The sequence below is a fragment of the Candidatus Hydrogenedentota bacterium genome (genome assembly GCA_035450225.1).
Taxonomy (GTDB): domain Bacteria; phylum Hydrogenedentota; class Hydrogenedentia; order Hydrogenedentales; family SLHB01; genus DSVR01.
Genome location: DAOTMJ010000023.1, coordinates 45,450 through 67,500, shown reverse-complemented (window position 1 = coordinate 67,500; position 22,051 = coordinate 45,450). Strand labels below are relative to the sequence as shown.

At 58.8% G+C, this 22,051-nt stretch carries 20 protein-coding genes; 10 read left to right on the top strand and 10 right to left on the bottom strand.

Going from position 1 to position 22,051, the window contains the following annotated elements:
* Positions 1 to 9: 9 nt before the first annotated feature.
* Positions 10 to 333 carry an L-rhamnose mutarotase gene (locus P5540_12965; GenBank protein ID HRT65726.1) on the top strand — a complete coding sequence of 108 codons (324 nt, stop codon included), beginning with the start codon at positions 10 to 12 and terminating at the stop codon, positions 331 to 333.
* Between the two features lie 139 nt (positions 334 to 472).
* Here the strand turns inward: P5540_12965 and ilvD are convergent, their stop codons facing one another.
* Positions 473 to 2,140 (bottom strand): dihydroxy-acid dehydratase, encoded by a 1,668-nt coding sequence (gene ilvD / locus P5540_12960; protein ID HRT65725.1) that lies wholly within the window; start codon positions 2,138 to 2,140, stop codon positions 473 to 475.
* Between the two features lie 174 nt (positions 2,141 to 2,314).
* Between ilvD and P5540_12955 the strand changes: the two genes are divergently transcribed.
* The 3 genes from P5540_12955 to P5540_12945 all read left to right on the top strand — a co-directional run bounded on the left by P5540_12955 (position 2,315) and on the right by P5540_12945 (position 5,527).
* Positions 2,315 to 3,307 carry an aminotransferase class IV gene (locus tag P5540_12955; GenBank protein ID HRT65724.1) on the top strand — a complete coding sequence of 331 codons (993 nt, stop codon included), beginning with the start codon at positions 2,315 to 2,317 and terminating at the stop codon, positions 3,305 to 3,307.
* 33 nt (positions 3,308 to 3,340) lie between these two features.
* Entirely contained in the window at positions 3,341 to 3,952 is a 612-nt protein-coding gene (locus P5540_12950) for a histidine phosphatase family protein (protein ID HRT65723.1), read from the top strand.
* A gap of 108 nt (positions 3,953 to 4,060) precedes the next feature.
* A complete protein-coding gene (locus tag P5540_12945; GenBank protein ID HRT65722.1) occupies positions 4,061 to 5,527 on the top strand; it encodes a DNRLRE domain-containing protein in 1,467 nt (488 codons plus the stop codon).
* Between the two features lie 6 nt (positions 5,528 to 5,533).
* Here the strand turns inward: P5540_12945 and P5540_12940 are convergent, their stop codons facing one another.
* Together P5540_12940 and P5540_12935 are read right to left on the bottom strand one after the other, a co-directional pair.
* On the bottom strand, positions 5,534 to 7,294 hold the full coding sequence (locus P5540_12940; protein ID HRT65721.1) for a carbon starvation CstA family protein: 1,761 nt from the start codon (positions 7,292 to 7,294) through the stop codon (positions 5,534 to 5,536).
* 164 nt (positions 7,295 to 7,458) lie between these two features.
* Positions 7,459 to 8,955, bottom strand: a complete 1,497-nt coding sequence (locus P5540_12935; protein HRT65720.1) for an MFS transporter — start codon at positions 8,953 to 8,955, stop codon at positions 7,459 to 7,461.
* A 219-nt stretch (positions 8,956 to 9,174) separates the two neighbouring features.
* Between P5540_12935 and P5540_12930 the strand changes: the two genes are divergently transcribed.
* Genes P5540_12930 through P5540_12910 form a run of 5 tightly spaced genes read left to right on the top strand, consistent with a single transcriptional unit; the run spans position 9,175 to position 12,431 of the window.
* The gene (locus P5540_12930) at positions 9,175 to 9,858 is read left to right on the top strand and encodes an NAD(P)H-hydrate epimerase (GenBank protein HRT65719.1); all 684 of its coding nucleotides are present in this window, start codon (positions 9,175 to 9,177) and stop codon (positions 9,856 to 9,858) included.
* Positions 9,819 to 10,412 (top strand): RNA 2',3'-cyclic phosphodiesterase, encoded by a 594-nt coding sequence (gene thpR / locus P5540_12925; protein HRT65718.1) that lies wholly within the window; start codon positions 9,819 to 9,821, stop codon positions 10,410 to 10,412. The genes P5540_12930 and thpR overlap by 40 nt, the downstream gene beginning before the upstream one ends.
* Complete coding sequence (locus P5540_12920; protein HRT65717.1) at positions 10,405 to 10,713, top strand: YggT family protein; 309 nt, start codon at positions 10,405 to 10,407, stop codon at positions 10,711 to 10,713. The genes thpR and P5540_12920 overlap by 8 nt, the downstream gene beginning before the upstream one ends.
* Positions 10,714 to 10,719: 6 nt before the next feature.
* On the top strand, positions 10,720 to 11,421 hold the full coding sequence (locus P5540_12915) for a protein-L-isoaspartate(D-aspartate) O-methyltransferase (protein HRT65716.1): 702 nt from the start codon (positions 10,720 to 10,722) through the stop codon (positions 11,419 to 11,421).
* 44 nt (positions 11,422 to 11,465) lie between these two features.
* Positions 11,466 to 12,431 (top strand): polyprenyl synthetase family protein, encoded by a 966-nt coding sequence (locus tag P5540_12910; GenBank protein HRT65715.1) that lies wholly within the window; start codon positions 11,466 to 11,468, stop codon positions 12,429 to 12,431.
* Positions 12,432 to 12,447: 16 nt separating this feature from the next.
* Here the strand turns inward: P5540_12910 and P5540_12905 are convergent, their stop codons facing one another.
* From P5540_12905 to P5540_12875, 7 genes are all read right to left on the bottom strand, one after another.
* A complete protein-coding gene (locus P5540_12905; protein ID HRT65714.1) occupies positions 12,448 to 12,609 on the bottom strand; it encodes a hypothetical protein in 162 nt (53 codons plus the stop codon).
* Between the two features lie 76 nt (positions 12,610 to 12,685).
* Entirely contained in the window at positions 12,686 to 13,534 is an 849-nt protein-coding gene (locus tag P5540_12900; GenBank protein HRT65713.1) for a prepilin-type N-terminal cleavage/methylation domain-containing protein, read from the bottom strand.
* Between the two features lie 125 nt (positions 13,535 to 13,659).
* On the bottom strand, positions 13,660 to 14,709 hold the full coding sequence (locus P5540_12895; protein ID HRT65712.1) for a DUF1559 domain-containing protein: 1,050 nt from the start codon (positions 14,707 to 14,709) through the stop codon (positions 13,660 to 13,662).
* A 159-nt stretch (positions 14,710 to 14,868) separates the two neighbouring features.
* Positions 14,869 to 17,322 (bottom strand): tetratricopeptide repeat protein, encoded by a 2,454-nt coding sequence (locus P5540_12890; protein HRT65711.1) that lies wholly within the window; start codon positions 17,320 to 17,322, stop codon positions 14,869 to 14,871.
* 9 nt (positions 17,323 to 17,331) lie between these two features.
* Positions 17,332 to 18,528, bottom strand: a complete 1,197-nt coding sequence (locus P5540_12885) for a DegT/DnrJ/EryC1/StrS family aminotransferase (protein ID HRT65710.1) — start codon at positions 18,526 to 18,528, stop codon at positions 17,332 to 17,334.
* Positions 18,529 to 18,628: 100 nt separating this feature from the next.
* On the bottom strand, positions 18,629 to 19,228 hold the full coding sequence (locus P5540_12880) for a L,D-transpeptidase (protein HRT65709.1): 600 nt from the start codon (positions 19,226 to 19,228) through the stop codon (positions 18,629 to 18,631).
* Positions 19,229 to 19,364: 136 nt separating this feature from the next.
* Positions 19,365 to 20,798, bottom strand: a complete 1,434-nt coding sequence (locus P5540_12875) for a hypothetical protein (GenBank protein HRT65708.1) — start codon at positions 20,796 to 20,798, stop codon at positions 19,365 to 19,367.
* 408 nt (positions 20,799 to 21,206) lie between these two features.
* Between P5540_12875 and P5540_12870 the strand changes: the two genes are divergently transcribed.
* Positions 21,207 to 21,725: an integrase core domain-containing protein gene (locus tag P5540_12870; protein HRT65707.1), complete on the top strand. Its 519-nt coding sequence runs from the start codon at positions 21,207 to 21,209 to the stop codon at positions 21,723 to 21,725.
* Positions 21,726 to 22,051: the final 326 nt, after the last annotated feature.

Genomic DNA, 22,051 nt, shown 5'->3' with positions numbered 1-22,051 from the left:
GGAGCAAACATGAAACGGTACGGAATGGCAATCAAGGTGGTTCCGGAGAAAATCGAGGAATACAAGCGGCTTCATGCGGCGGTTTGGCCGGATGTGCTCAAGAAAATCAAGGAATGCAACATCTCGAATTATTCGATCTACCTGAAAGACGACTTCCTGTTCAGTTATTTCGAATATACGGGCGACGATTTTGCGGCTGACATGGCGAAAATGGCCGCGGATCCCACGACCCAACGCTGGTGGGATGTGTGCAAACCGTGTCAATCCCCCTTGCCGACACGCAAAGAGGGCGAATGGTGGGCGGATATGGAAGAGGTCTTTCATTGCGACTGAGGGCTTGTGAATTTATTCGCGCGCCCGAAAGTGCAATGACGAATTCCGATTTGGCTGGGCCAACACGATTTTTGCCAAATTGGAATTCGGCGCTACGAGGGATTGAGCAACCTCTCCCCCATGCGCAACCGGGATACAATTACTTTTCCGGCGGCTCCAATACGGCGCCCTTGGCCGCGCTCTGGACCAGCCGTTCATAACGCGCCAACCATCCGCGCGTAAATTTCGGCGCGGGTCGTTTCCATTCGGCTTTGCGCCGTTCGAGTTCGGCCGGTTCGACCAGCAGATCCAATACGCGATTCGGAATGTCCACCTTGATCCGGTCGCCATCGCGGACGAGGGCGATCGGCCCGCCGTCCGCCGCTTCCGGCGAAACGTGGCCGATGCTCAGGTTTCGCGTACCCCCCGAAAAACGCCCATCCGTCAAAATGGCAATCTTGTCGCCGAGTCCGCATCCCGTAACTGCCGCCGTCAACGCCAGCGATTCGCGCATGCCCGGCCCGCCTTTCGGACCTTCATAGCGCACGATAAGAATATCGCCCGGAACGACTTTCCCGGCTTTCAGATAATCCATCGCGGCGTCCTCGCCGTCGAACACGCGCGCCGTGCCTGTGAATTGTTTCATGGCATCGCTGACGGCGCCCTGCTTGACAATGGCGCCTTCGGGCGCGAAGGAACCCTTCAATACGGCAATACCGCCTTCAACGGCGACCGGATTGTCCAATCCGTGGATCACACGCGCGTCACCCGGCGCATATTTGGCGCATAGTTCGCCGATAGTCTCCCCGCAAACGGTCATGCAGTTTTTCGCGAGGCGCGGCTCCAGCGCCTTGAGCATGGCCGGAATGCCTCCCGCCCACTCGAAATCCTCCATCATGAATTCACCCGAGGGACGCAAGGAAATGATTTGCGGAATTTCACGGCTCAGCCGGTCGAAAGTCGCGATGGTCACGTCCACTTCGGCGGCATGGGCAATCGCCGGAATATGCAGCGTGGTGTTGGTGGAGCCGCCGAGGGCGAGATCCATGCGCACCGCGTTTTCGAGCGATTCCTTTGTGACGATTTTCCGCGTGGTTATCCCCTGCCGCACCAACTCGACCACGCGCTCGCCCGCGGCTTGCGCCAGCCGCATTTTTTTGGCGCTGCCGGCCAGGGCCGTGCCCGTGCCCGGCAGGCTCATGCCCATGGCCTCCGTGAGGCACGCCATCGTGTTTGCCGTGTACAATCCCTGGCAGGAGCCTTCCCCGGGGCACGCCTCCATTTCCAGGCAGCCCGCATCGTGCTCGCTCAGTTTGCCGGCCTGCCAAAGCCCGACCGCCTCGAAGGTATCGCGCACCAGATCGAGCCGGCGTCCGTCATGGCGGCCGCTGTGCATCGGCCCCGCCGTAACGACGATCGCCGGGATATCGAGCCGGCAGGCGGCCATCAGCATTCCAGGGGTAATCTTGTCGCAATTGGTCAGCAGCACCAGCCCGTCCAACTGATGGGCCTGCGCAATCGTTTCAATCATGTCCGCGATGAGTTCGCGGGAAGGAAGCGAAAAGTGCATACCCGAATGGCCCATGGCGATGCCGTCGCAAATGCCCGGCACGCCGAACATGAACGGCACGCCGCCGCCCGCGCACACGCCCCATTCGATCTTGCGTTCGAGCGCCCGCATGCCGACATGGCCGGGAATCAGGTCGGTGAAACTCGAACAAAGCCCGATGAACGGCTTTTCCAACTGGGGACGTGTCACGCCGGTGGCGTGCAACAACGCCCGGTTCGGCATCCGGTCAACACCCTGCTTGATCTGATCGCTGCGCATCTCGTTGTCTCCTTATACTTTGAATGTTGGGAAGCGTATCGCGCCGCCAGCCCACGGGTCAAATTGTTCTCATGCCCGGGAAACGAGGATGTTGGGGAAACAACACGGATTACACTATAATTTCACACGCCACAAGACACTGGACAACCGCACCATGCAGAAAGGCCGTACATCATGGAACTTATCCGGGTCCAAGAAAAAATGTTCACGCATCCGGATCATGCGCAACGGCCGCATGCCCCGGAGTATGCGTTCGGCGCGGCGTTCGTCGCGGACCATTTTTGTCCGATTCTTGAAGCCGCGATCCCCATTTTCGACACGGGCTTTTTCCACGCCGACGCCGTTTACGACGTCGTAAGCGTCAGCCGGGGCGCATTTTTCAAACTCGATCGCCACCAGGCGCGTTTTGCAAGGGCCTGCGATGCCATCCGTGTGCGAAATCCCTTCGATCGCGAACAAGAAGCCGCCATCCTGCACGAATTGGTGGCGCGCGCGGGGTTATGCGACGCGTATGTATGGTGGACGGTCACACGGGGCATTCCGCCGATGGGACGAAACGAAATGGTGGACCCGGAAAAATTCCAGAACCGATTCTATGCCTTCGCCACCTCGTTCGTCTTCATGTTCGACGACGATCAACGCGCCCGCGGCATTGATCTTATCGTCAGCCGCGACCGCATCCGCATCCCCCCCCGGGCCGTGGATCCAACAGCCAAAAATTTCCACTGGCTCGACATGCAGATGGCGCTTTTCGAGGCAGGCGCCCGCGGCGCCGAGTGGGCCGTGCTGACGGATGAAAACGGTTGTCTTACTGAAGCCACCGGCGCCAATATCTTTGCCGTGATTGACGGCACGGTATGCACACCCGATTCCGGCTGTTTGGAAGGCATTACGCGCGAAAGCGTACTGGAACTCTGCGAAGAAATGGGTATTCCGACCTCGTGCCGGCGCATCCATGCCGATGAATTGCGAACCGCGCGGGAGGCTTTCATGACCACGACAGCGGGCAGCATCATGCCGGTGCGCAGCGTGGACGGCAAGTCTCTTTCCGATCAGGGAGGCGCCGGAGAAATTTCAATCCGCCTTCACAATCTTTATTGGGAAAAGAGATGGAATGGATGGCACGCCACGCCCGTGCGTTACGAATTGGCCGGCAAGCCTTCATAAACCTCGGACCGCGGCGCCCCGAAAGAGAATCGGATGGAATTGCTATTGATACGGCACGGCGAGTGCATCATCAATCCGTCGGATCCGTTGTACGACCCGATGGATCCACCGTTGACAATGCGGGGCTGGCGCCAAGCGCGTTGCACGGGCAGGCGAATCGCCGAATCGCCGCCGGATGTCCTCTACTGTGGCCCATTGTTGCGTAATCTGCAGACGGCGCAGTGCATTCACGAGGCCACGGGACTCCGCCCGCAATTGCTTTGGAACCTGTTCGAGGTCGCCTACAATCCCCATGTGCGTTCACGCGAATCCATCGAAAAGGATTTCCCATTTGTCCGGTTTGGCAACGACGCCGAACATCCACGCAGTCCGCAGGAATCGCACGAGGACGCCCACCGCCGCGCCCACGCGCTTTGGCGTCTTTTGCTGGACACGCACGGGAAAAGCGGCCGGCGCGTCGCCGCGGTTTCGCACGGAACCTTCAACGATCTGCTGCTCTCGGCGATACTGTTATTGCCATTCATTCCACAGGTTCGGTTCAATTCAGGCAACTGTGCATTTCATCTAGTCCACGCCACACCGGATGAATTGCGTTTCCTCAAACTGAACGACGAAACCCACATTCCGGAAACCGAACGAACCTGAATAATCCCAACGCCACGCCGTAATGCCGCACGGCCGCGCCTTCAAAGGAATAACATTTGCCCCGCGCAACGTTCCCGGTTACACTTCAGCATCATTCGAGGCAAACCGATGATCCGAATACGCTATATTTTGGTCCCAATGGCGGCGTTTTTGTGTTATGCGACGGGAGCGGATGCGGCTGGCGGACGCGTTCACGCCGAGATGGGCCGGCAGGCATGGTTTCATTACTTGTCGAAAAACGGGGAAATGCTTCCAGGGCTATCCTCGTTTCTTTCGGATGACAGCCTCTGGCATGCCTATTACTCGGGATGCCTGTTTCCGGATTGGGGCTATCCGGGCGGAATCAATCGCGACGCGGGGGAAGACTGCCACTGGCGCGAGTTTCTGGACTGTTATTTTGACGTCCTTTGCGCGAAGTATCCGCCGCCCTGGGATTACGAAACCAAGCGTCGTATCGCCTTTTTTTTCGGGGTTGTAACGCACGACATGACCGATCTGCCTTGGCACTTCGACGAGGGGACGAATGTCGCCTTCGAAAATCGCGGGGAGCGGGAAGACGCCGGACATGATGCAAACTTGGACATGATCTGTCATTTGTTCGTTCAAGCGGAATACGGCATACTGCCCGGACTGCAAGGCACAATCTGGTTTCCGATGGACGATATCCTCGAAGCCTTCGCCAAACGCGGCAAGGCCGTGACGGCCGCGCAGATCGAAGCCGGGCGAACGCTGCTGGAAGCCGCCTCGCTGGGCACGGTTGGATTTGGCTCGTTGTCGTACTGGCATTTCAAAATGAAATATCCCTGGTCGCATCGCCATTACGAGGATTACTACTACGGCGGCGTCCAACATGGCGCGGCATTGAGCGCGGTGTGCATCCGTTACTGGTATGCGCGCCTGCACGGCTGGAGTTGCCTGCAAAACATGCCGGCCTATTCGTGCCAGCCGCCGGGTTACATCGCGCATGCGCCCTGCCGGGACACCACCATCGGCAATATGCTGCCCGGCCACAACGCGGGAGGCGAACCGGTGCTCGAAGTGGCGCGCGACGTCGCCGGCGCCGAGCGGCGGGCGCTCCTACATTTCACGCTGGAAAACATTTCCAAGGATGTCCCTCTTGCCGATGCAAGGCTATGGCTGCACGTGAACGATTGTACGGAACAGGTTGTCGTGGCGGCGCATGCCGTGAATCGCGCATGGAACGCGGGAAACGGCGTCACGGACAACGTCAACGGTATTGAAGGACGTCCGGCGATGAAAGACGAAGCCACATGGGAAGCCCCATGGCAATCGCCCGGATGCGATCATGCGGATGCCGATCGCGATGGAGTTCCGACAGATTCGGCTATGATTTCGCCGCCCAAGCAAGGCGGACACTGGGTGTCATGGGATCTCACGCCGATCGCCACGCGATGGCTTGCACACCCGGAGACGAATCACGGCGTTTTGCTTCAGATTGAAGGCGCCGGCAAGGCCGCGTTTTTGTCTTCCGAATCCTTCAAGTCGCGATCGGACGAGTTTTGCGGGGGCGTCCGCATCGAGGCGCGGCCCATGTTGATTCTACGAACGCTTTGAGGCGAATCAAAGGGATCCGCGGACTTTGGACATGCCGGAATGAAGGTTGCCCGAAAGGAGCCGTTTTGCCACAAGGGCAATGACGCCCATCGCGAGAACGAAGAGAATTAGATCCGTTGCAATCAGAATATAATTGCTTTCGGCCAGATATTTTCTCAGGAGAATGACCAAGGACGCCAGCGTGGTGGTCATCATGAACACGGCGGGCGCCGCCGCGAAGAAGTAACGGCGGCCGTTGACCAGGAGCCACAAGGTTACGGAGATGAGACCGATGGCGGCCAGCAGCTGGTTGGCGGCGCCGAAAATGGGCCATAATTTGTTGAAGGCGTTGCTGTAGGCGAGCACCCACATCAGGATCACCGCCAGCCCCGAGTTGAAGAGATAATGGCGCATGATGGCGGGTGTTTTCCGAAATAGCATGGCCCATAGCTCCTCGAACAGATAGCGGTTCAGGCGCACGGCGGCATCCAGCGTGGTGATGACGAATCCCTCCACCAGCAGCACGCCGAACACCGTGCCCAAATCCATGGGGATGCCGACGCTTCGGTTGACCAGATGGCCGGTGGCAAGGCTGAAGGCAAGAATGGGATTTGACTTGGCGCCCGCCTCGGTGGGGAAGACAATGGCGCGATAATCGGTGGAGTTCAATCCAATGGCAAGGGCCAGTAACACGCAAACGGCCAACAGGGATTCAAGCAACATGGCGTTGAAGCCAATGCGCCGCGCATCCCGTTCGTTGTCGAGTTGCTTGGTGGTGGTCCCTCCCGCCACGAGCGAATGAAACCCCGATATCGCGCCGCAAGCCACCATGATGAACATCATCGGCCATATCAGGCCAAGGTTGGCGACGCCTTCCTGGATGTTCCATGCGGGCATGTTGAGCGACACCCCGCTGAATCCCGCCCCGAACAACGCCAGGATCAAAAGGACCATCCCGGCGTACAGGATCTGGACGTTGATGAAGTCGCGCGGCTGCAGGATGACCCATACCGGCACGCCCGCCGCGAAAAGCACATAGAACGACAGCACGATTTTCCACGTGTCGGCGTTCAGGACGATCGGCCACCTGACGCCCGCGACGATCGACCCCACGCATACAAACGCGGCCAGCGGGTAGGCGACAAGCGCGCCCATGCCGCGCTTGTACACCAGCCAGCCCAGGAAGGGCGAAAATAGCGTGATAATCACGACCGAGGTCGAGGCAATTCCACCGATCCGGCCCATGAGCACGCCATTTTCAACCTGCGTTTTCAGAAGCGTCTGGCCGGACGAAAGGCCGAGTTTGTCCAGCGGCCACAACGAGGTCAGCGACATGCTAACCGCCGACAGGAAAGAACTGGTCACGAGCAGCAGCATCATGATGGTGAAGAGGATAAAGAGCAGAAACCCGGCCGATCCCATGGTCTTTTTCGCGACTTCGGCCATGCTCCGTCCGCCTTCGCGCATGCAGACGAACAACGCCATGAAGTCATGCACCGCCCCGATGAATATGCCGCCGAACACCACCCACAGCCACGCAGGGACGAAACCGTAGAGGATGGCCATCGTCGGCCCCAGGATCGGCCCCGCGCCCGCTATAGCCGAGAAATGGTGCGCGAAGAGGATATACGGCTTGGTCGGAACGAAATCCCGGCCGTCGTTGCGCGCGTGCGCGGGTGTTGTATTGGCGGCATTCTCCCCCAATTGACGCGCCACAAAGGCGCCGTACCAACGTATGGCCAGCAAAAAGGACACCATGGCAACGCAGAGATACATCAGAACAGACATGGTACGCTCACTTTCCAGATCCGGGCCGGATTCGCGAATTCGGCGGTTTTGGCGCGGATCATCTTTTGACATTATTCTAGATAGGGTTTCCCGCTGGACGCAAATGGAACAGCGGGGAACGCGTTTCCGCATTCCCCGCCCGAATTCGTTTTGACGGAACGTCGCTAGATGAGTCTTTCCGCCTTGTAGCCGCCGGTCGAAATATCCCGCAGATAGAGCGCGCCAAACACGATGACCAGCACGATCGCCATGCAGGAAACGATGCGGAACGACGTGCGCCCGCCGTGAAGTTCCGCCGGATCCAGCGTCTTCTTCGCGATCTTGCCGATTTCGGAATCGGGCGCGCACTTGATGGCGCCGCGCAACACGTTGGCCGTGTCATTGCGCGGCAAAGCACCGCTCTGCGCCTTGGCCAGCACGGCATTGGCGAGGGCAACGGTTTCATCCATGGCCGCCTTCAGTTCATTGTCCTTGGCGCTGGCTTTGAACCCTGGCAGTTCGTCGGCAATCCGCTGAACGACTGCCTTGGTTTCATTGACCGGGAATTTTTCATGGCCATAGTAATCAGCAATGGTTCCCATCAGGGGGATTGTGACAAGGCCGACGGCGATGTTGCCGGCCGCGCCCAGTAGCGCCAGCGCGAGTTCTCCGCCCTTTGGAACGCGTTCGGAAGCCACGCCGAGCATGGTCGGCCAGAAATAACAGATACCCACGGCAAACACGGTGTCCGCGATGAAAATCATCACGCCGCCCTCGGCATAACTGAGCCACAACAGGCCGAGTCCCGACAGAATGGCGGAAGTCAACAGGATGCCCGTGGGCGCGAGACGTTCGACGACCTTGCCGGCCGACTGGCGCATGATTGCCATCAGGAGGCTTGTCCATACCAGCACGAGCATGCCCGAAACCCCACCCGCATCGAGGACGGAGGGAATCCAGCGGTTCGGTCCGAGTTCCACTGAAGCGGTCAGCATCATGCACACGAACAGCAGAAGGAACAGGGGTCGGCACAAGGTTTCTTTGACCATGCCTCCGAACGAAACGCCGGACTGCGCGCGCTCGGTTTCGGGAAACTTTTCGTTCAACATGATGGCGCCGTAGGCCAGCACCGGCAACAGGATCATGCCGAGTTTCAGTTGCCATGACGCGATGCCCGCTATCTGAGTGACACCCGCACGGTCCAAGAAGAAACACACTAGCCCGCCAATCACGATGCCGCCCGGAAACCAGACGTGAAACGCGTTTAGTTTCTCCACTTTTCGGTCGGGATAGATGGTGGCGACCAGCGGATTGCACGCACCCTCGACCAGACCGTTCGCAAAGGCAATGGTCAGCGCGCCGAAGAACAGCATCCAGAAATTCACGGCCAGCACCATCAACAACACGCCGCCCATGAAAAAGACGAATGCCATGCGCAACAGGAACCGCATGCCCAAAACCGAACACAATGGTCCGAAAATCAGAATGGACAACGGAAAGCCCCAAAGCCCCGCACCGCCGATAAAGCCCGCCTGCTCGTTCGTCAATAGAAATTGTTCTTTCAAGGGGGTCATGATGGAACTCAACACGGCAAAGGTCATTGCCGTCGCAATCAACGCCGTGCAGCTTCCCCAAAACAGTTTTTCCGGTTTGATGCCTTCCAATCCGCCGTTGTTCGCCATGATGGTCGTCTCCTCACACGTCCGCGTAATGGTTGGTCCCAATATCAAAATAAAAAGATTACATGCCGCGCCCGGCGGAGTCAAAAAATACTTCACCGCCTGCGATCCCGCGTAGCCGGCAGGGGCAATTCCTTCCCCACTAAAAAACGAGTTGCCAACAGGACAATCGCTTGCACTAAAATGTTTGATATTAAGGGCGATACCACAGCCGAGGTGATTATGACAAGTTTGACAAGTGCGGCGATGCGCGAAGCGGACCGGCGATGCATCGAGGAACTGGGTATTCCGGGCGCGGTATTGATGAACAACGCGGGCATGGCCGTCTTCCGGGAATTGCCGGACGGCCCGGTGGGGGTGGTGTGTGGAAAGGGCAACAACGGCGGGGATGGATTCGTCGTGGCGCGGCTGGCGTTGCAGGCCGGGCGGGATGTGCGTGTGGCGTTGATTGCCGAACCGGCGCAGATCCGGGGTGATGCAGCCCTGTTCATGGACGTGTACCGGCGGCTCGGCGGGGAGATGTGCGTGGCGCGGACCGCCCCGGAAGCCAACGCGGCCGTCTCGGCGTTGCGAGGCCGGGCCGTCCTTGTGGATGCGATCCTCGGTACAGGCATCCGGGGCGAGGTGCAGGATCCGTACCGCGCGGCGATTGCGGCATGGCCGGATACGTACACTGTCGCCGTGGATCTGCCGTCCGGACTTGACGCGGACACGGGCGAATGCGGCAGTCCATGCATCAAGGCCAACGTAACCGTAACGTTTCAATTTGCCAAGACGGGTCTTCTGGCCCCATCCGCACGTCCCTATGTGGGCCGTCTCGTCGTGGCCGATATCGGCATTCCGGCGGTGTGCGCGGACGACACCGCATGGTTCCGTCTGAAGTCCGGCTGGGCGTCTGCGCGATGAGGGCATTTGTGGCGATAGAACTTCCCGGGGCCATCAAGGACGCCATCGAATCGCTGATCCGCCGGCTTCGGGGAGTGGGTGCGCGGGCGTCATGGGTCCGCCGCGAGAACATGCACCTGACACTGCGCTTCTTTGGCGGCATCACGGAAGACCAGTCCATTCGCCTCGGGGAAATTCTGGCCGAAAACGGCCGGGAAATCCGGCCCTTTCCTGTACACGTCCGCGGGATCGGCGCGTTTCCAAACGCGCGCAAGCCCGCCGTCATTTGGGTGGGCGCCGAAGCGCCGGATGACTGCCTGCTCCACATGAACGCCGCCGCCGAAAACGCCGCGCGCGCCATCGGCCTGTCCCCGGACGACAAGCCGTTTCATCCCCATATCACGATGGCTCGCATACGCGACACGCGCACGGCACGGCCTCTCATGGAAGCGATCGAAAGCGAAGCCGCCTTCGATGCGGGTGCATTCGAGGCCAGTGGTATGACATTATTCTCCAGCGAACTGACTCCGAAAGGACCTGTTTACCAAGTGGTACGGGAGTTTCCCTGTGATTGAGATTTCCATTTTCGACGTTGCATGCCGCGCCGCCAATGCGGCGTTTACCTTTTACATGATGATGATCCTGTTGCGCTGGTTGGCGCCGTATCTTCAACTCGACATGGACAGTCCCCGCGTCCGCTGGATAAGCCGCCTAACCGATCCGTTCATTCGCGCGATGCGCAAGATAGCCGTTGAAAAAATGCTTCTCCCCCGTTTCGGCCTGATTGATTATGGACCGATTCTTGCCCTGCTGGCGCTGTGGGTCGCCCGTGCGATAGTCGTTGCGATGTTGGCGCGCGTCACCGTCGGCGGATAGTACGCCATGTGGCGGCGCAAATCCTGCAAACCGTCAGACCCCTACGAACGGGCTCGGGCGGAAATGGTCGATCGGCAAATCGCCGCGCGCGGCATAAACGATGCCCGCCTCCTCGACGCCATGCGCCGCGTCCCTCGGCATGCATTCGTTCCGGACGAGTCCGTGGAACGCGCCTACGAAGACCACGCCATGCCTATCGGCCAAGGCCAGACCATCTCGCAACCCTACATGGTCGCCGTGATGACCCAACTACTCGAAGTCGGACCGGCGGATCGTGTTCTCGAAATCGGGACCGGCTCCGGCTATCAGTCGGCCATACTTTCCCTGCTCGCCCGCGAGGTAATCACCGTCGAACGGGTGCCGTTTCTGGCCGAATCCGCACGCCGCCGCCTGCTCTCCCTCGGATACGAAAACGTCACGGTCATCGTCGGCGACGGTACGCTGGGGTATCCTGAAAAAGCCCCTTACAACGCCATCATCGTTACCGCAGGCAGCCCGTCCGTACCGGAGGCCCTGAAAAATCAACTTGCCCCGAACGGACGTCTCGTTTGCCCGGTCGGTCCGCGCGATTTGCAACATCTCGCCGTGATTGCCCGAACCGAATCGGGTTTTCGGGAAACCACGGGAATCGGCTGCATCTTCGTCCCTCTGATTGGCGAATATGGATGGAAAAACAGCGGGCATGCCGATGCGGCAGCGGTTTTTTGACAAGGGCGCGGCTATGCTACAATAACAATCTCTTGGTGACCCAAATGACACTGGAACAATTATACAAACCCATCCAACCGGAGTTGCGCGAAGTCCAAGAGACCGTCAGCCGATATTGGAGCGACGCGATCGCGCTCGTACGGGGTCCGTCCGACACTCCCGCGCAGGCCGGCGGAAAACTGTTGCGGCCCGCTTTGTGTCTGCTGTCCGCCGGCGCGTCAGGCGCTCAGACCTTGGGCGCCTTCGTGCCGCTGGCCACCGCCTGCGAACTGCTGCACATTGCCGCGCTTGCGCACGACGATGTCGTAGACCATGCGGACCGTCGGCGGGGAACAGCATCCCTGAACGCTCTCTGGGACGATCGGACAGCCGTGTTGAGCGGCGATTACTTGGTTGCCCGCTCCATCGCGCTCATGGCGGCGTATCAATCCTGCGGGCTTATCGAAAACACGGTCAACGCCTTGCAGCGCATGACCGAGGGCGAACTGGTCTCCTTCGGCAAAAGCGGCGATTCGTTTACGCAACATGACTGCCTCGAACTGGCCGAGCGCAAAACAGCCATTTATTTCGCCGTTACCTGCACCGCGCCGACCTACCTTGCGGGCAGTGCCCACCGGGAAGCCCTCCAGTCTTTTGCGATGGCCTTTGGCGTCGCCTTTCAGATTATTGACGATGTGCTCGACATCATGAAGGACCAGAACGCGCTCGGAAAACCTTCCTGCGGGGACATCGTCGAGGGTAAACAAACCCTGCCGCTGCTGTTTCTTCGCGAGGCGCTCGATCCGGCCGGCCAAAAACGCCTGCGCGACATGACCGGTCGGCCGCTTGGGGACGAAGATCGCCGCTGGGCCGCAAACGCCTTGGAAAAATCCGGCGCCAAGGCCCGGGCCGAAGCAGTCGCACGCCAATATGCCGACACGGCCCGCCATGCCCTTGACGGACTTCCGAACACCCCCCACAAGGCTTCCATGCAAGGCCTTGCGGAATTCATCCTCGTACGAAATTCGTAACCGGCCGAACGACGATTCACGTAAGCATGCCGACAATTACGGCAAGCCGCTCGTTGCACGGCGCCTTTCCTTCGCGTTCATACCGGATGAATTCGACGTGTCCGTCCATGAAGAGCACATTGGCGCCGCCCGGAACATGATTGTACGCTTCCGCCTTGGTCGCCAGACTGTCCCACATGATGAAGACGGCGCTTTGCGCCTGGGCCGTGGCCGCCGGATTGTTGATGTCGGTGATCAGGAAACTTTTAAATTCTTCACGGTCGTCCTCCCAGGGTGGAGGTGGCCGCCGGATTGTTGATGTCGGTGATCAGGAAACGCTCGACACCCTCGCGGAGCCGGTAGACCGTCTCGCCGCCGCCATTGCCGAGTCCGGGTTCATAGTTCGACGCCAGTGGATCGAATTTGAGATCCACGTCCACGATGGGCCACAAACCCGGTTTTTCGCTCGTGTAACACTGCAACAGACCGATCGCCCCGCCGTTGCCATTGACCATGGACTCGATGGCGATGCCGACCTGTTTGGGAATGGGCTGTTCCTGTTCGAGCGGATCGGGAATTTCATCCGGATTCAGAACCTGAGGAAGATAGGAAAGGATGGAAAAACTGATGAGCGCGGCATTGGGATCGTCATATCCGGCCTTGTCGAAAACCCACCCGAGGTAGCAGTAGGACGTGTCAATGGTGCGCGCGCAATACTCGCCGTTTTCCTCGGCCACGCCAAAACACCATTCCGCCGGATTGTCGTCGTAATGGGCGCGCTTGATATGTTCACCGCGCTTGGAATCGGACGGACAAAACACAATCATCGGATCGGTCAAATATTCCGGATACAGTCCAAATACACAGGGCCCAAAATCCACAATCGGAATTCGTGTGCCGTCCTGCTTTGGAAAACCGCCGGCCTGAAGCGGTGGAAAACGCCCGCCCGCCTCGTTGGCGTACATCTTCATCACAAGGCCCCATTGCTTGAGATTGTTTTGGCAACTCGCGCGCCGGGCGGATTCACGGGCCCGCGCCAGCGCCGGCAGCAAGATTGCCGCGAGTATGCCGATAATCGCGATGACAACCAACAACTCGATGAGCGTAAAGCCTTTGCGATTCATATTGTTTTCCTTTCGGCTTTTGCGGATGTTGAAAAAAGGGAACACCCCCCCTTTGCCTGTGAGCAAATCAGGGCGTTCCCTTTCCAACAATGTCCGCGATGGTCAATCCGCCACGCAACTTGAAATCAGTGTGCGCCGAAGGCCGCCAGAAGCGAAGCGAGCGTCGGCAGGACGGGATCTTTGCAACCACCACTTTCCATCGCCGCCTTGACCTCTTCCGGTGTGGCCATGCTGTCCACATCCATCCCGATGTATTTGACGAATTCCACATGGCCGTCCATGAACAGGACGTTGCAACCGCCCGGAATATGGTTGAACAAAATACCGCTGACACCCGTGCCCATCAGGTCGAACATGATGAAGAGACTGCTCTGGGCAAGGGCGGTGGCGGCCGGATTGTTGATGTCGGTCACGAGGAACCGTTCGACACCCTCACGAAGACGATAGACGTAATTTCCACCGCCGTTTCCAAGATTGTTGTCCTGGAACGGCGTGCCCACCAGGGATGCGTCATGATCGATGGCCTCCGCCACTTGAAGCCCAATGCTTTCGCTGTTGCCCTGCCCGAGCGCCGTGATAATCGCGTTCCCGTATTGGAGAATCAACCCGTCCAAGGCGGCGCCAATCTGGGCAGGCACCCACGGCGTGCCCTGAATGCCCGTGGTAAGCAGCGAAAACGCGGTGAATTCGTTCGCGCGCCGCACGTCCTTGCACTTGTCGAACGCCCAGCCCAGATATCCGTAACTCTGGTACATCAATTGCGGATCGTTGAGCAATTGCGGCTTGTTGTATTCCGGATCGCCCGCCGGCTTGTCCAAACCCCACAACCTCGTGCGAATCTTCGCCGCTTCGGCGTCCGATGGACAGATGATGATGTTCGGATCCGTCAGATATTCCGGAAAAATGGCTTTGCAGGCAGGACCCGCCGCCGCCAACACGTCGGCGGTGCCGTCCGGCTTGAGCGGTCCGGCAATCTGCATGGGTGGGAATTTGCCCCCGGATTCGTTGCCGTACATCTTGAACACCAACCCGAATTGCTTGAGGTTGTTCTGGCAACTCGAACGCCGCGCGGATTCACGCGCGCGCGCAAGCGCCGGCAGCAAAATGGCGGCTAGGATTCCGATGATGGCGATTACGACCAGCAGTTCAATGAGTGTGAAACCTTTTTTCTTCATGTGCGTGCTCCTTTCAAAAGTTGAAGACAAACGACCCAACCCCGAAATCAGGAACAGCGCTACTCCCAGACCGCTCGCGATTCCGGGTACTACACTGCAACTGCTTAATTCAGATGTATCACAAACGGAACGCCGTGTCAATACTTTTCTTTGGTTTTTTCAGTTTCCCAACCGCTTCAGGGCGTCCCGAGCGCTTCGACACGACGGATCCATCGCAAGGGCCTTTTGATACGAGTCGCCGGCAGCCTTTTTGTCACCGGTGGCGGATTGGGCATCGCCCAGCAAGACCCACAGATTCGGATCGGTGGTTCCGGCATTGACCGCCGCGTTGAACGCCGCGATCGCCCCGGACAGATCACCTTTGTCGCGCAGGGAAATCGCAAGGCTGGCGTTCAGCCACGGTTCGTCCGGATAGCGGGCGACACCCGCCCGGAAGATATCCAACGCCTTGTCGGCTTGCCCCAAATCGCGCAGCAGGTTGCCGAGCGAGAGATAGGTTCGCCCGCCTTGATCCGGATCCAGTTCGATGGCGCGCTTAAAACTTTCGATGGCGCCCGCCTTGTCTCCGATCTTTTCCCGCGCGAAACCCATGATGGCATGAGTCGGCGCATGATCAGGACGGAACGCCACAAGACTCCGGGCGGTTTCGATCAGGCGTTCCGGGCGGTTCTTCCACAGCAGCGATTGCATGAACATTTCCAGGACAGGCAGGCGGGCGGAATCGCGTTGTGCATTTTTCAGCAGGGCATCCGCAATGGAGGCCGATGCCTTGTCGTCTTTCATTCCATCGCATAAATCCGTAATCGCCCCCGCGGCCACGGAGTCCATGACCGCCGCACCGGCCCAGATCGTGTCCGCAACCTCCACGGCTCCCTTCAGGGCAAGAACCAGACCCAGTTTCGCGCGCACCATCGCGGGCATATCGGGATTGGCCTTGATCATGGCGCGAAATTGTTCCACGGCGGCGTGGTCCGGTTGATCGCGCACAGCCTTGGCAAGACCGGAAAGGTTGGGGCGAACTTCCCCGATGGGCGCAAGCGGCGCATCGGGCAATCGCGTCGCGCGATACACGGAAATGCTCCGGAATCCGTGAAAATCGCGCGAGTCCCACACAATGCCGTGCGATTGCAGGCATTGTTCGAACGCGGGACGCCCCATGGCCAAAAAGAGCGCCCACAGCGTGCGCTGGCGGTCCGCCGGATCGGACGATCGGGCACAGGCGTCGAGAAACAACACGGACTGATCACACAGGGATTCCAGGTTGGCAGCCGTGGTGGCCGGATTGTCCACAGGCCCCAAGTTGAATTCGCAGACCAGTCCCATCTCCCCCCCTTCATAAAGGAGCAGGTCGCCGGGTTTCCAGCCTGACCGAACATAGTCCAGCGCCACGTTCCAATCGGTTCTCTGGGGTCCCGGCAACGATATCGAGCACTGATAGAAAAGCAGAAAGGCCGGAACCCCCATGAGGGCTAGACGCGCCGTGCGCCGCGGAATCGCCGCGGCCAACCCGCCGAACATGACATAGAGTCCCAGCGAGGCATAGCCGGTATGGCGCGGCATCAGCATCGGCGTCATGACCTGCGAGGCCGTCCATAACACGACCGGCGGCAAGAAAAACCACAGAAACACCAGGAGCCATTCGGGAAAAGACGGCGCGGTTGTCTTGCGGAACGCCGCCCGCGCCAGAAAGAGGATCGCCCCTGCGGCGCATGCGCCGAAAAAGACATTCGTCGCAATATCAAGAACAGGCTGCGCCGAGGCAATGGGCGCCGCCCATGATTGCGGAAGGAACCACCACGTCCGATGGCTATACATGACTTGCGCGGCCTGGTGAATGACGTCGTCGCCGAACCAGTCCAGCAGCAAAACCTCCCAGCGCGGGGCGCTTTCCGGATATCCCGGATTTTTCATGGTCATGGTGGCGGCCCAGGCCACCCAAGGCAACACGACAAGCGCATGCGCCGTTCCCCAGACGATTATGCGCCGAATATGGCCCCGCCCATAAATCAGCAGAACGATTCCCTCGACAAACGGCACGATCATGGCGAATAAATGCGTGGCCATGACGCAGGCGTTGGCGAGAAAATTCAATATCCACCAAAATGCGCCGTTGCCGCGCACCCCTTTCAGGAATGTGTGGAGCGAAGCCAGCGCAAAGAAAACCAAAAATGGATATTGCCGCGCTTCCTGCGAAAAAAAGACTTGCTGCGGCGACAGCGCCACGCACAACATCGCGGCGAGGCCCGCCCATTGCGCGCGCGGGTGGCCGCTGAAAAAAAAAGTCGTGAACCGGTACGCCAGCAGGACTGTGCACATGCCGCACAGGACGTGGAGCATGCGCACCGTTGCGGGGGCGTATCCGAACATGCCGGCCCAAAGGTATTCGAACATGAAGGACAGGGGCGACATGAACGGATAGCTTTTGCGCGTCTGAACGAGATATTCCCACAGGCTCGACGCCTTGAGATGGACCATTCCGACGAATTCCTCGAGGCATACCCCCTCCGCCCCGATGCGATGCAGGCGCAACGCCAAGGCCGCCAGGAGAATCAACGCAAACAAGATACGCCGGAGGCGCCGTTCGCGCCATTCGTCCCGGGATTCAGGCGTCATGCGCGCGCCTCAACGCAGCCGCTCGATGCACTCGATCAGGGCGGCGGCGATGTATTCGTTGTCCTCGTCAGACATGCCCGGATGTGTCGGCACGCAGAACAGGCGCCTGCCCAGCGATTCCGACAGCGGCAACGATTGGCCCGGCGTGTGATCGCGCACGAAACGCTGATGCGTATAAACCGGCGGATTCGCCACCAGCAAACGAACGCCGAATTCCTCGTCCATCATTTTCATGATATTGTCACGCTTTTCGCCCGCCCACGATTCCGGCAAAATGCAGGTGTAAAGATAATACGTATGCAGGCAGTCGGGCGGTTCATACGGCAACTGGAGTTCCGGCACGTCCGAAAGCATTTCATTTCGGCGGTGCGCCAGACGACGGCGCATGGCGATGAAACCGTCGAGTTTTTTCAACTGAACGAGTCCGGCCGCCGCCTGAATCTTGGTCATGACATGCGAGGATCCCCATACCCCCGTCTCGTTCCAACCGTAAAAGCGCGTCGAACGGCAAAACGCCGCCGCATCGTCGTCGTCGGTCACGACCATGCCGCCTTCGCCGAGCGTGACCATGTTTTTCATGGTGTGGAACGAAAAGACGGACATGAGTCCCTTCTTGCCGAGTTTCTCGCCCTGGTATTCACCACCGCAGGCACGCGCCACGTCGCCGATGACGGCCAGCGGTCCGTGTTTTTCATGCGGATAGCGTTTTGCCAGTTCAAGGAAATCGGCCATCGGCGCCGCAAGTCCGTTCATGTGGACGGGAAATATCGCGCGCGTGCGCGGCGTGATGCGTTTTTCGACGTCGTTCGGATCGAGTTGGAGCGTCTTTGGATTGACCTCGCCCCATATTACCTGTCCCCCCGCGCCAATGACCGCCATCGGCGAAGCAACAAAATTGATCGCCGGTACAATGACCTCGTCCCCCGGTTCAAGTTTGAGGTAACGCATGGCCATGTCGAGTCCAGGGCCGGCGCTGTTCACCGCAATGGCGTGTTTCGTGCCGATGTACTGGGCGAACGCCGTCTCGAATTCCGCTATCTTCTGGCCGCCGAAACCGCGGCTCACCTCCATCGAGTCGCGGATGGCCTCCACGACCGCCTCGATTTCCTCCTCGCCGTAGATGCTGCCCAGCATGGGTTCGCCTTCCCACAGCGTCTTGGGCTTGCCGCGTTTAAAAATCGCCTGGCGCGCTTCACGGGTCATCATGGATACCGCCTCCTCTCAAACCATAGAAACCAGGAAAACATCCGAAGCATCCCCGGCAAACTGTCCTTGCGGGATCAACCGTCGGGGCTTTTTCAAAATCCTATTCCGTTATCAGGACCCACGTGCCCTGCGGAATGCGGTCATACGCCTCCACAACATCGGCATTTGTCAATCGCACACAACCATGCGACACCGGCTGGCCAATCCGTGCTTCATCGTTCGTCCCGTGAATATATATCTTGCGATCGAAAGAATCCACATCGCCCCCTTGATTGCGTCCGGGCTCCTCGCCGCGAAGCGCAAGGATGCGGGTCAAGACCAAATCCTCCTTGACCGTTTGGCCGGGTTTCCAAACCTCGGATGTCGGACGCTTCTCGCGAAAAACCTGCCCTATCGGTTTTCCGTCGCCGATTTTTTCCGCTACGGAATGCCAGCCCAGCGGCGTTTGAAAACTGTTCCGCTTGAATCCCGTACCCTTGGCGGCAGTCGAACACTTCGTTTCCCATATTATTTTGTAATTACTTACGATATAAAAGCGTTGATTGTCCACACAAATCCATACGCCAAGCCCCTCGCCCACATGGGATTCCCAATCATAAAGCGCCAGTCTCGCCCTTTGGGTATCCGTCAATGCTTGGCCCGACGGGAGTTTCAAATCGGGCGCGGAGTCTTCAATTTCCGGTGCAGGATATTCCGTCATGGCAATCGTTCCTTGTGTGGCGGCCAGCACGATACCGAAACCTGCCAGCAGAGCCAATATCAGCCAGATGACAACTTGGCTCCGGCCCGCCAACCACACCCACCGAATCACCCATTCCGAAAAGATACGCATCGAATCAGGGGCGCTGTTGCGGGAGGACGACATCGTAGCCGAGATACCGGACGAAAGCCTCGCGAACGGAGTCGTGAACAACCCCCGGCACGACGCTCACGTGATGCCGGTACCCGTGGCGGCCTACATGCAGCAGGACGTCCTGCAAATGTTCGATATGCGCGACGCCCGCGCACCCGAAAAAATCCTCTGGGATCGGATCGCTTGTGAAGGTCCCCTGTCCCAGGTAGAACTTCAACCGGCCGGCGTCGGTCGTCATGCTGCCGAACGTGAACGGCGCGGGCGCGATCCGTCCCACATTGCATCCGTACCCGGACCCCTTCCCGACGGCGTTTGCAAGGATGTCATGATCGCTGATGCGGCCCTTGCAGGTCATCAGGCTCGGCGGCACCGGACCGCAATGAAACAGGATACACTTGTCGTCGTCGTCCGCGTAATTGTTGTTCCAGTCGAGACACGACGGCGGGCCGTCCGACGCCCGCGACAAGGCAAACATCGCGACGGCATTGCCGACGTCCACCTCGCACGCGGCCGGAATGCCCCGGTCATTCATTTCGCCCAACAGCACGCACGGGGAAATGTGAATCTGCTGCTGCAATTCGATCCAGCAGCGCAACGCGATCGCGTCCATTGCGTATTCATCAACCAGTTTGTCGATCACGACTCCAAGCCTTACGATTCCGTCGAATGCCTCATCCGGCACGCCGTCCCATGTAGAAATCGCACGCAAGGTGTCTGCCTTGTCCTTGCAGGCCGCATCGTTTTTGTTCAATTCCTTCATGCGCGCGAAAACCATTGAAAGATCGAACGTTTCGACAGTGATGCCGGCGCGCTGGAGGGCCACTTCGTCGGTGCGGACCGTCTTGAACGCCGTGGTGCGTGCGCCGATTGCGCCGACCACCATGCCGCGCATGCCGTTGACCACGCGGCACACGCGATCGAAGAAGTCCACATTTCCGGCAAAGGCTTTGGAGGCGGGATGCGCCGTGTGCGGCTTGACCGCCGTGAACGGCAGACCGTATTGGCAGAATACGTCCATTATGGAGAACTTTCCGCAGAACGAATCGCGACGGACAGCCGGCGCCATCTTGTCCAAGGTATCGGGATACGCCTGAATCAGGATGGGCACGTTCGCGTCACGCAGGGCCGCCACGGCGCCGGTTTCGTCACCGAAATTCGGCAGGCAGAGAATGACCCCGTCGAATCGGCCTCGGTGGGCATTTAGAAAATTCGCGTAAATCTCTCCCTCGCGAGGCGTTTCGACCGCCCCGTGGCGCGTCGCGTCCGCGGGCAGCATCAGCGTCTCATGCCCCAGTTTTTGAAGAATCTCCGGCAACTCGCGCCGGGCCTCATCCATCAACGCCGCGGGAAAGAACCCCCGGTTTCCAAAAAACAACGCAAACGTGGACTTCCTGGCCGACACCGCTATTCCTCCCATATCGTAAACGACTCCTTGAACGCATTCATGGCATCCTAGCCAATCATGGGCGTCCTTTGCAAAGCCGTTTCCCATGCCTCCGATTTAGAATATTTATATGCATATTATACTATAATTATATTATTATAATACATTCGTATACTTCTGTCTAAAACCCTAAAACGTGTTCAAACGGCGGGGCTCGCCGCACACAGTGTTCATGACGCGGTTGAATCCAGGGCAAGCCGTATGGTGGGAATATTCGATCGAAGTCGTAAAGGGTTCTGGTGAATTAGGTTGTGACCAGCCCACCCATCGGAGGGTGTGCCGATTGACTGGGCTTGACCGATAGCGGAAGACTACTTGGGAAACATTTTTCAAAGCCCATTGGGAAGTGTCCGCCGCTGTGGACTTCACGACGGCCGAAGTATGGACGCGAAGCGGCTCGGTTGCGTTCTACATTCTGGTCGCCATGTGACTGTGTACGCGCCACATTCATATTGCGGGCGGCATCCCAACCCCAACGTTGCGAGGGTACAGCAAGTCGCGAGGAACCTCACCGGCTGCTACGACGGCCTCCTTCCTGATAGCCGATATGTACTGGTTGACCGAGACACCCACTTCCTCGCTTTTCGTGGCGTGCTCGAGGGCTCACCGACGAAAACCGTTTTGCCGCCGCCCTACAGCCCGAATTTGAATGCCAACTTTGAGCGATACATAAGGTCCGTGAAATCAGGATGCATCAGCCGGATAATCTTCTTTGGCGAACGATCACTGCGCCGGGCCCCGACGCAATTCGAAGCACATTATCACGACGAACGTAACCATCAAGGACTCGGCAACAATCTTATCGAGGCGGGCGAAGAAGTCGGACATATCGAAGGCAACATCACCTGCCGCAACCGCCTCGGCGGCATGCTCCGCTACTACTACCGCCAAGCAGCGTGACCAATTGTCCTTGTGCATCTTACTGCGCGAATGAAGTGTGCCCCCGAACGCGTTCCCTGGCAAGAACACGAACCATCGCGCACGAAAGCGGGAAATCACCATCGAAAAACAGGTCCACAATGACCCTTCAAAAGCCGGCCTGACAAGGCATTGAGCATCGTTTGAATTTCTTCACTATACGAGCTCGCGTAATACATCTTGCCTCGTTTGCGCAGACTCGCCATGGCGATTCTCCTCGGGTCTAATAGACCGTGGAGCCCGCCGACTGTACGCTTTCAAGGCCCAATCATCATGCCCGGCAATTTTTTCACGGTACACTTTACGGT

What these genes read in the sequence shown, in the direction of transcription:
- P5540_12955 (HRT65724.1), top strand. Translation starts at nt 2,315, where the DNA reads ATGGAACTTATCCGGGTCCAAGAAAAAATGTTCACGCATCCGGATCAT.
- P5540_12915 (HRT65716.1), top strand. Translation starts at nt 10,720, where the DNA reads ATGTGGCGGCGCAAATCCTGCAAACCGTCAGACCCCTACGAACGGGCT.
- P5540_12895 (HRT65712.1), bottom strand. Translation starts at nt 14,709, where the DNA reads ATGAAGAAAAAAGGTTTCACACTCATTGAACTGCTGGTCGTAATCGCC.
- P5540_12945 (HRT65722.1), top strand. Translation starts at nt 4,061, where the DNA reads ATGATCCGAATACGCTATATTTTGGTCCCAATGGCGGCGTTTTTGTGT.
- P5540_12910 (HRT65715.1), top strand. Translation starts at nt 11,466, where the DNA reads ATGACACTGGAACAATTATACAAACCCATCCAACCGGAGTTGCGCGAA.
- P5540_12965 (HRT65726.1), top strand. Translation starts at nt 10, where the DNA reads ATGAAACGGTACGGAATGGCAATCAAGGTGGTTCCGGAGAAAATCGAG.
- P5540_12875 (HRT65708.1), bottom strand. Translation starts at nt 20,798, where the DNA reads ATGGGAGGAATAGCGGTGTCGGCCAGGAAGTCCACGTTTGCGTTGTTT.
- P5540_12940 (HRT65721.1), bottom strand. Translation starts at nt 7,294, where the DNA reads ATGTCTGTTCTGATGTATCTCTGCGTTGCCATGGTGTCCTTTTTGCTG.
- P5540_12930 (HRT65719.1), top strand. Translation starts at nt 9,175, where the DNA reads ATGACAAGTTTGACAAGTGCGGCGATGCGCGAAGCGGACCGGCGATGC.
- P5540_12900 (HRT65713.1), bottom strand. Translation starts at nt 13,534, where the DNA reads ATGAATCGCAAAGGCTTTACGCTCATCGAGTTGTTGGTTGTCATCGCG.
- P5540_12905 (HRT65714.1), bottom strand. Translation starts at nt 12,609, where the DNA reads ATGTGGGACAGTCTGGCGACCAAGGCGGAAGCGTACAATCATGTTCCG.
- P5540_12890 (HRT65711.1), bottom strand. Translation starts at nt 17,322, where the DNA reads ATGACGCCTGAATCCCGGGACGAATGGCGCGAACGGCGCCTCCGGCGT.
- P5540_12870 (HRT65707.1), top strand. Translation starts at nt 21,207, where the DNA reads ATGGACGCGAAGCGGCTCGGTTGCGTTCTACATTCTGGTCGCCATGTG.
- ilvD (HRT65725.1), bottom strand. Translation starts at nt 2,140, where the DNA reads ATGCGCAGCGATCAGATCAAGCAGGGTGTTGACCGGATGCCGAACCGG.
- P5540_12950 (HRT65723.1), top strand. Translation starts at nt 3,341, where the DNA reads ATGGAATTGCTATTGATACGGCACGGCGAGTGCATCATCAATCCGTCG.
- thpR (HRT65718.1), top strand. Translation starts at nt 9,819, where the DNA reads ATGGTTCCGTCTGAAGTCCGGCTGGGCGTCTGCGCGATGAGGGCATTT.
- P5540_12880 (HRT65709.1), bottom strand. Translation starts at nt 19,228, where the DNA reads ATGACGGAATATCCTGCACCGGAAATTGAAGACTCCGCGCCCGATTTG.
- P5540_12885 (HRT65710.1), bottom strand. Translation starts at nt 18,528, where the DNA reads ATGATGACCCGTGAAGCGCGCCAGGCGATTTTTAAACGCGGCAAGCCC.
- P5540_12935 (HRT65720.1), bottom strand. Translation starts at nt 8,955, where the DNA reads ATGGCGAACAACGGCGGATTGGAAGGCATCAAACCGGAAAAACTGTTT.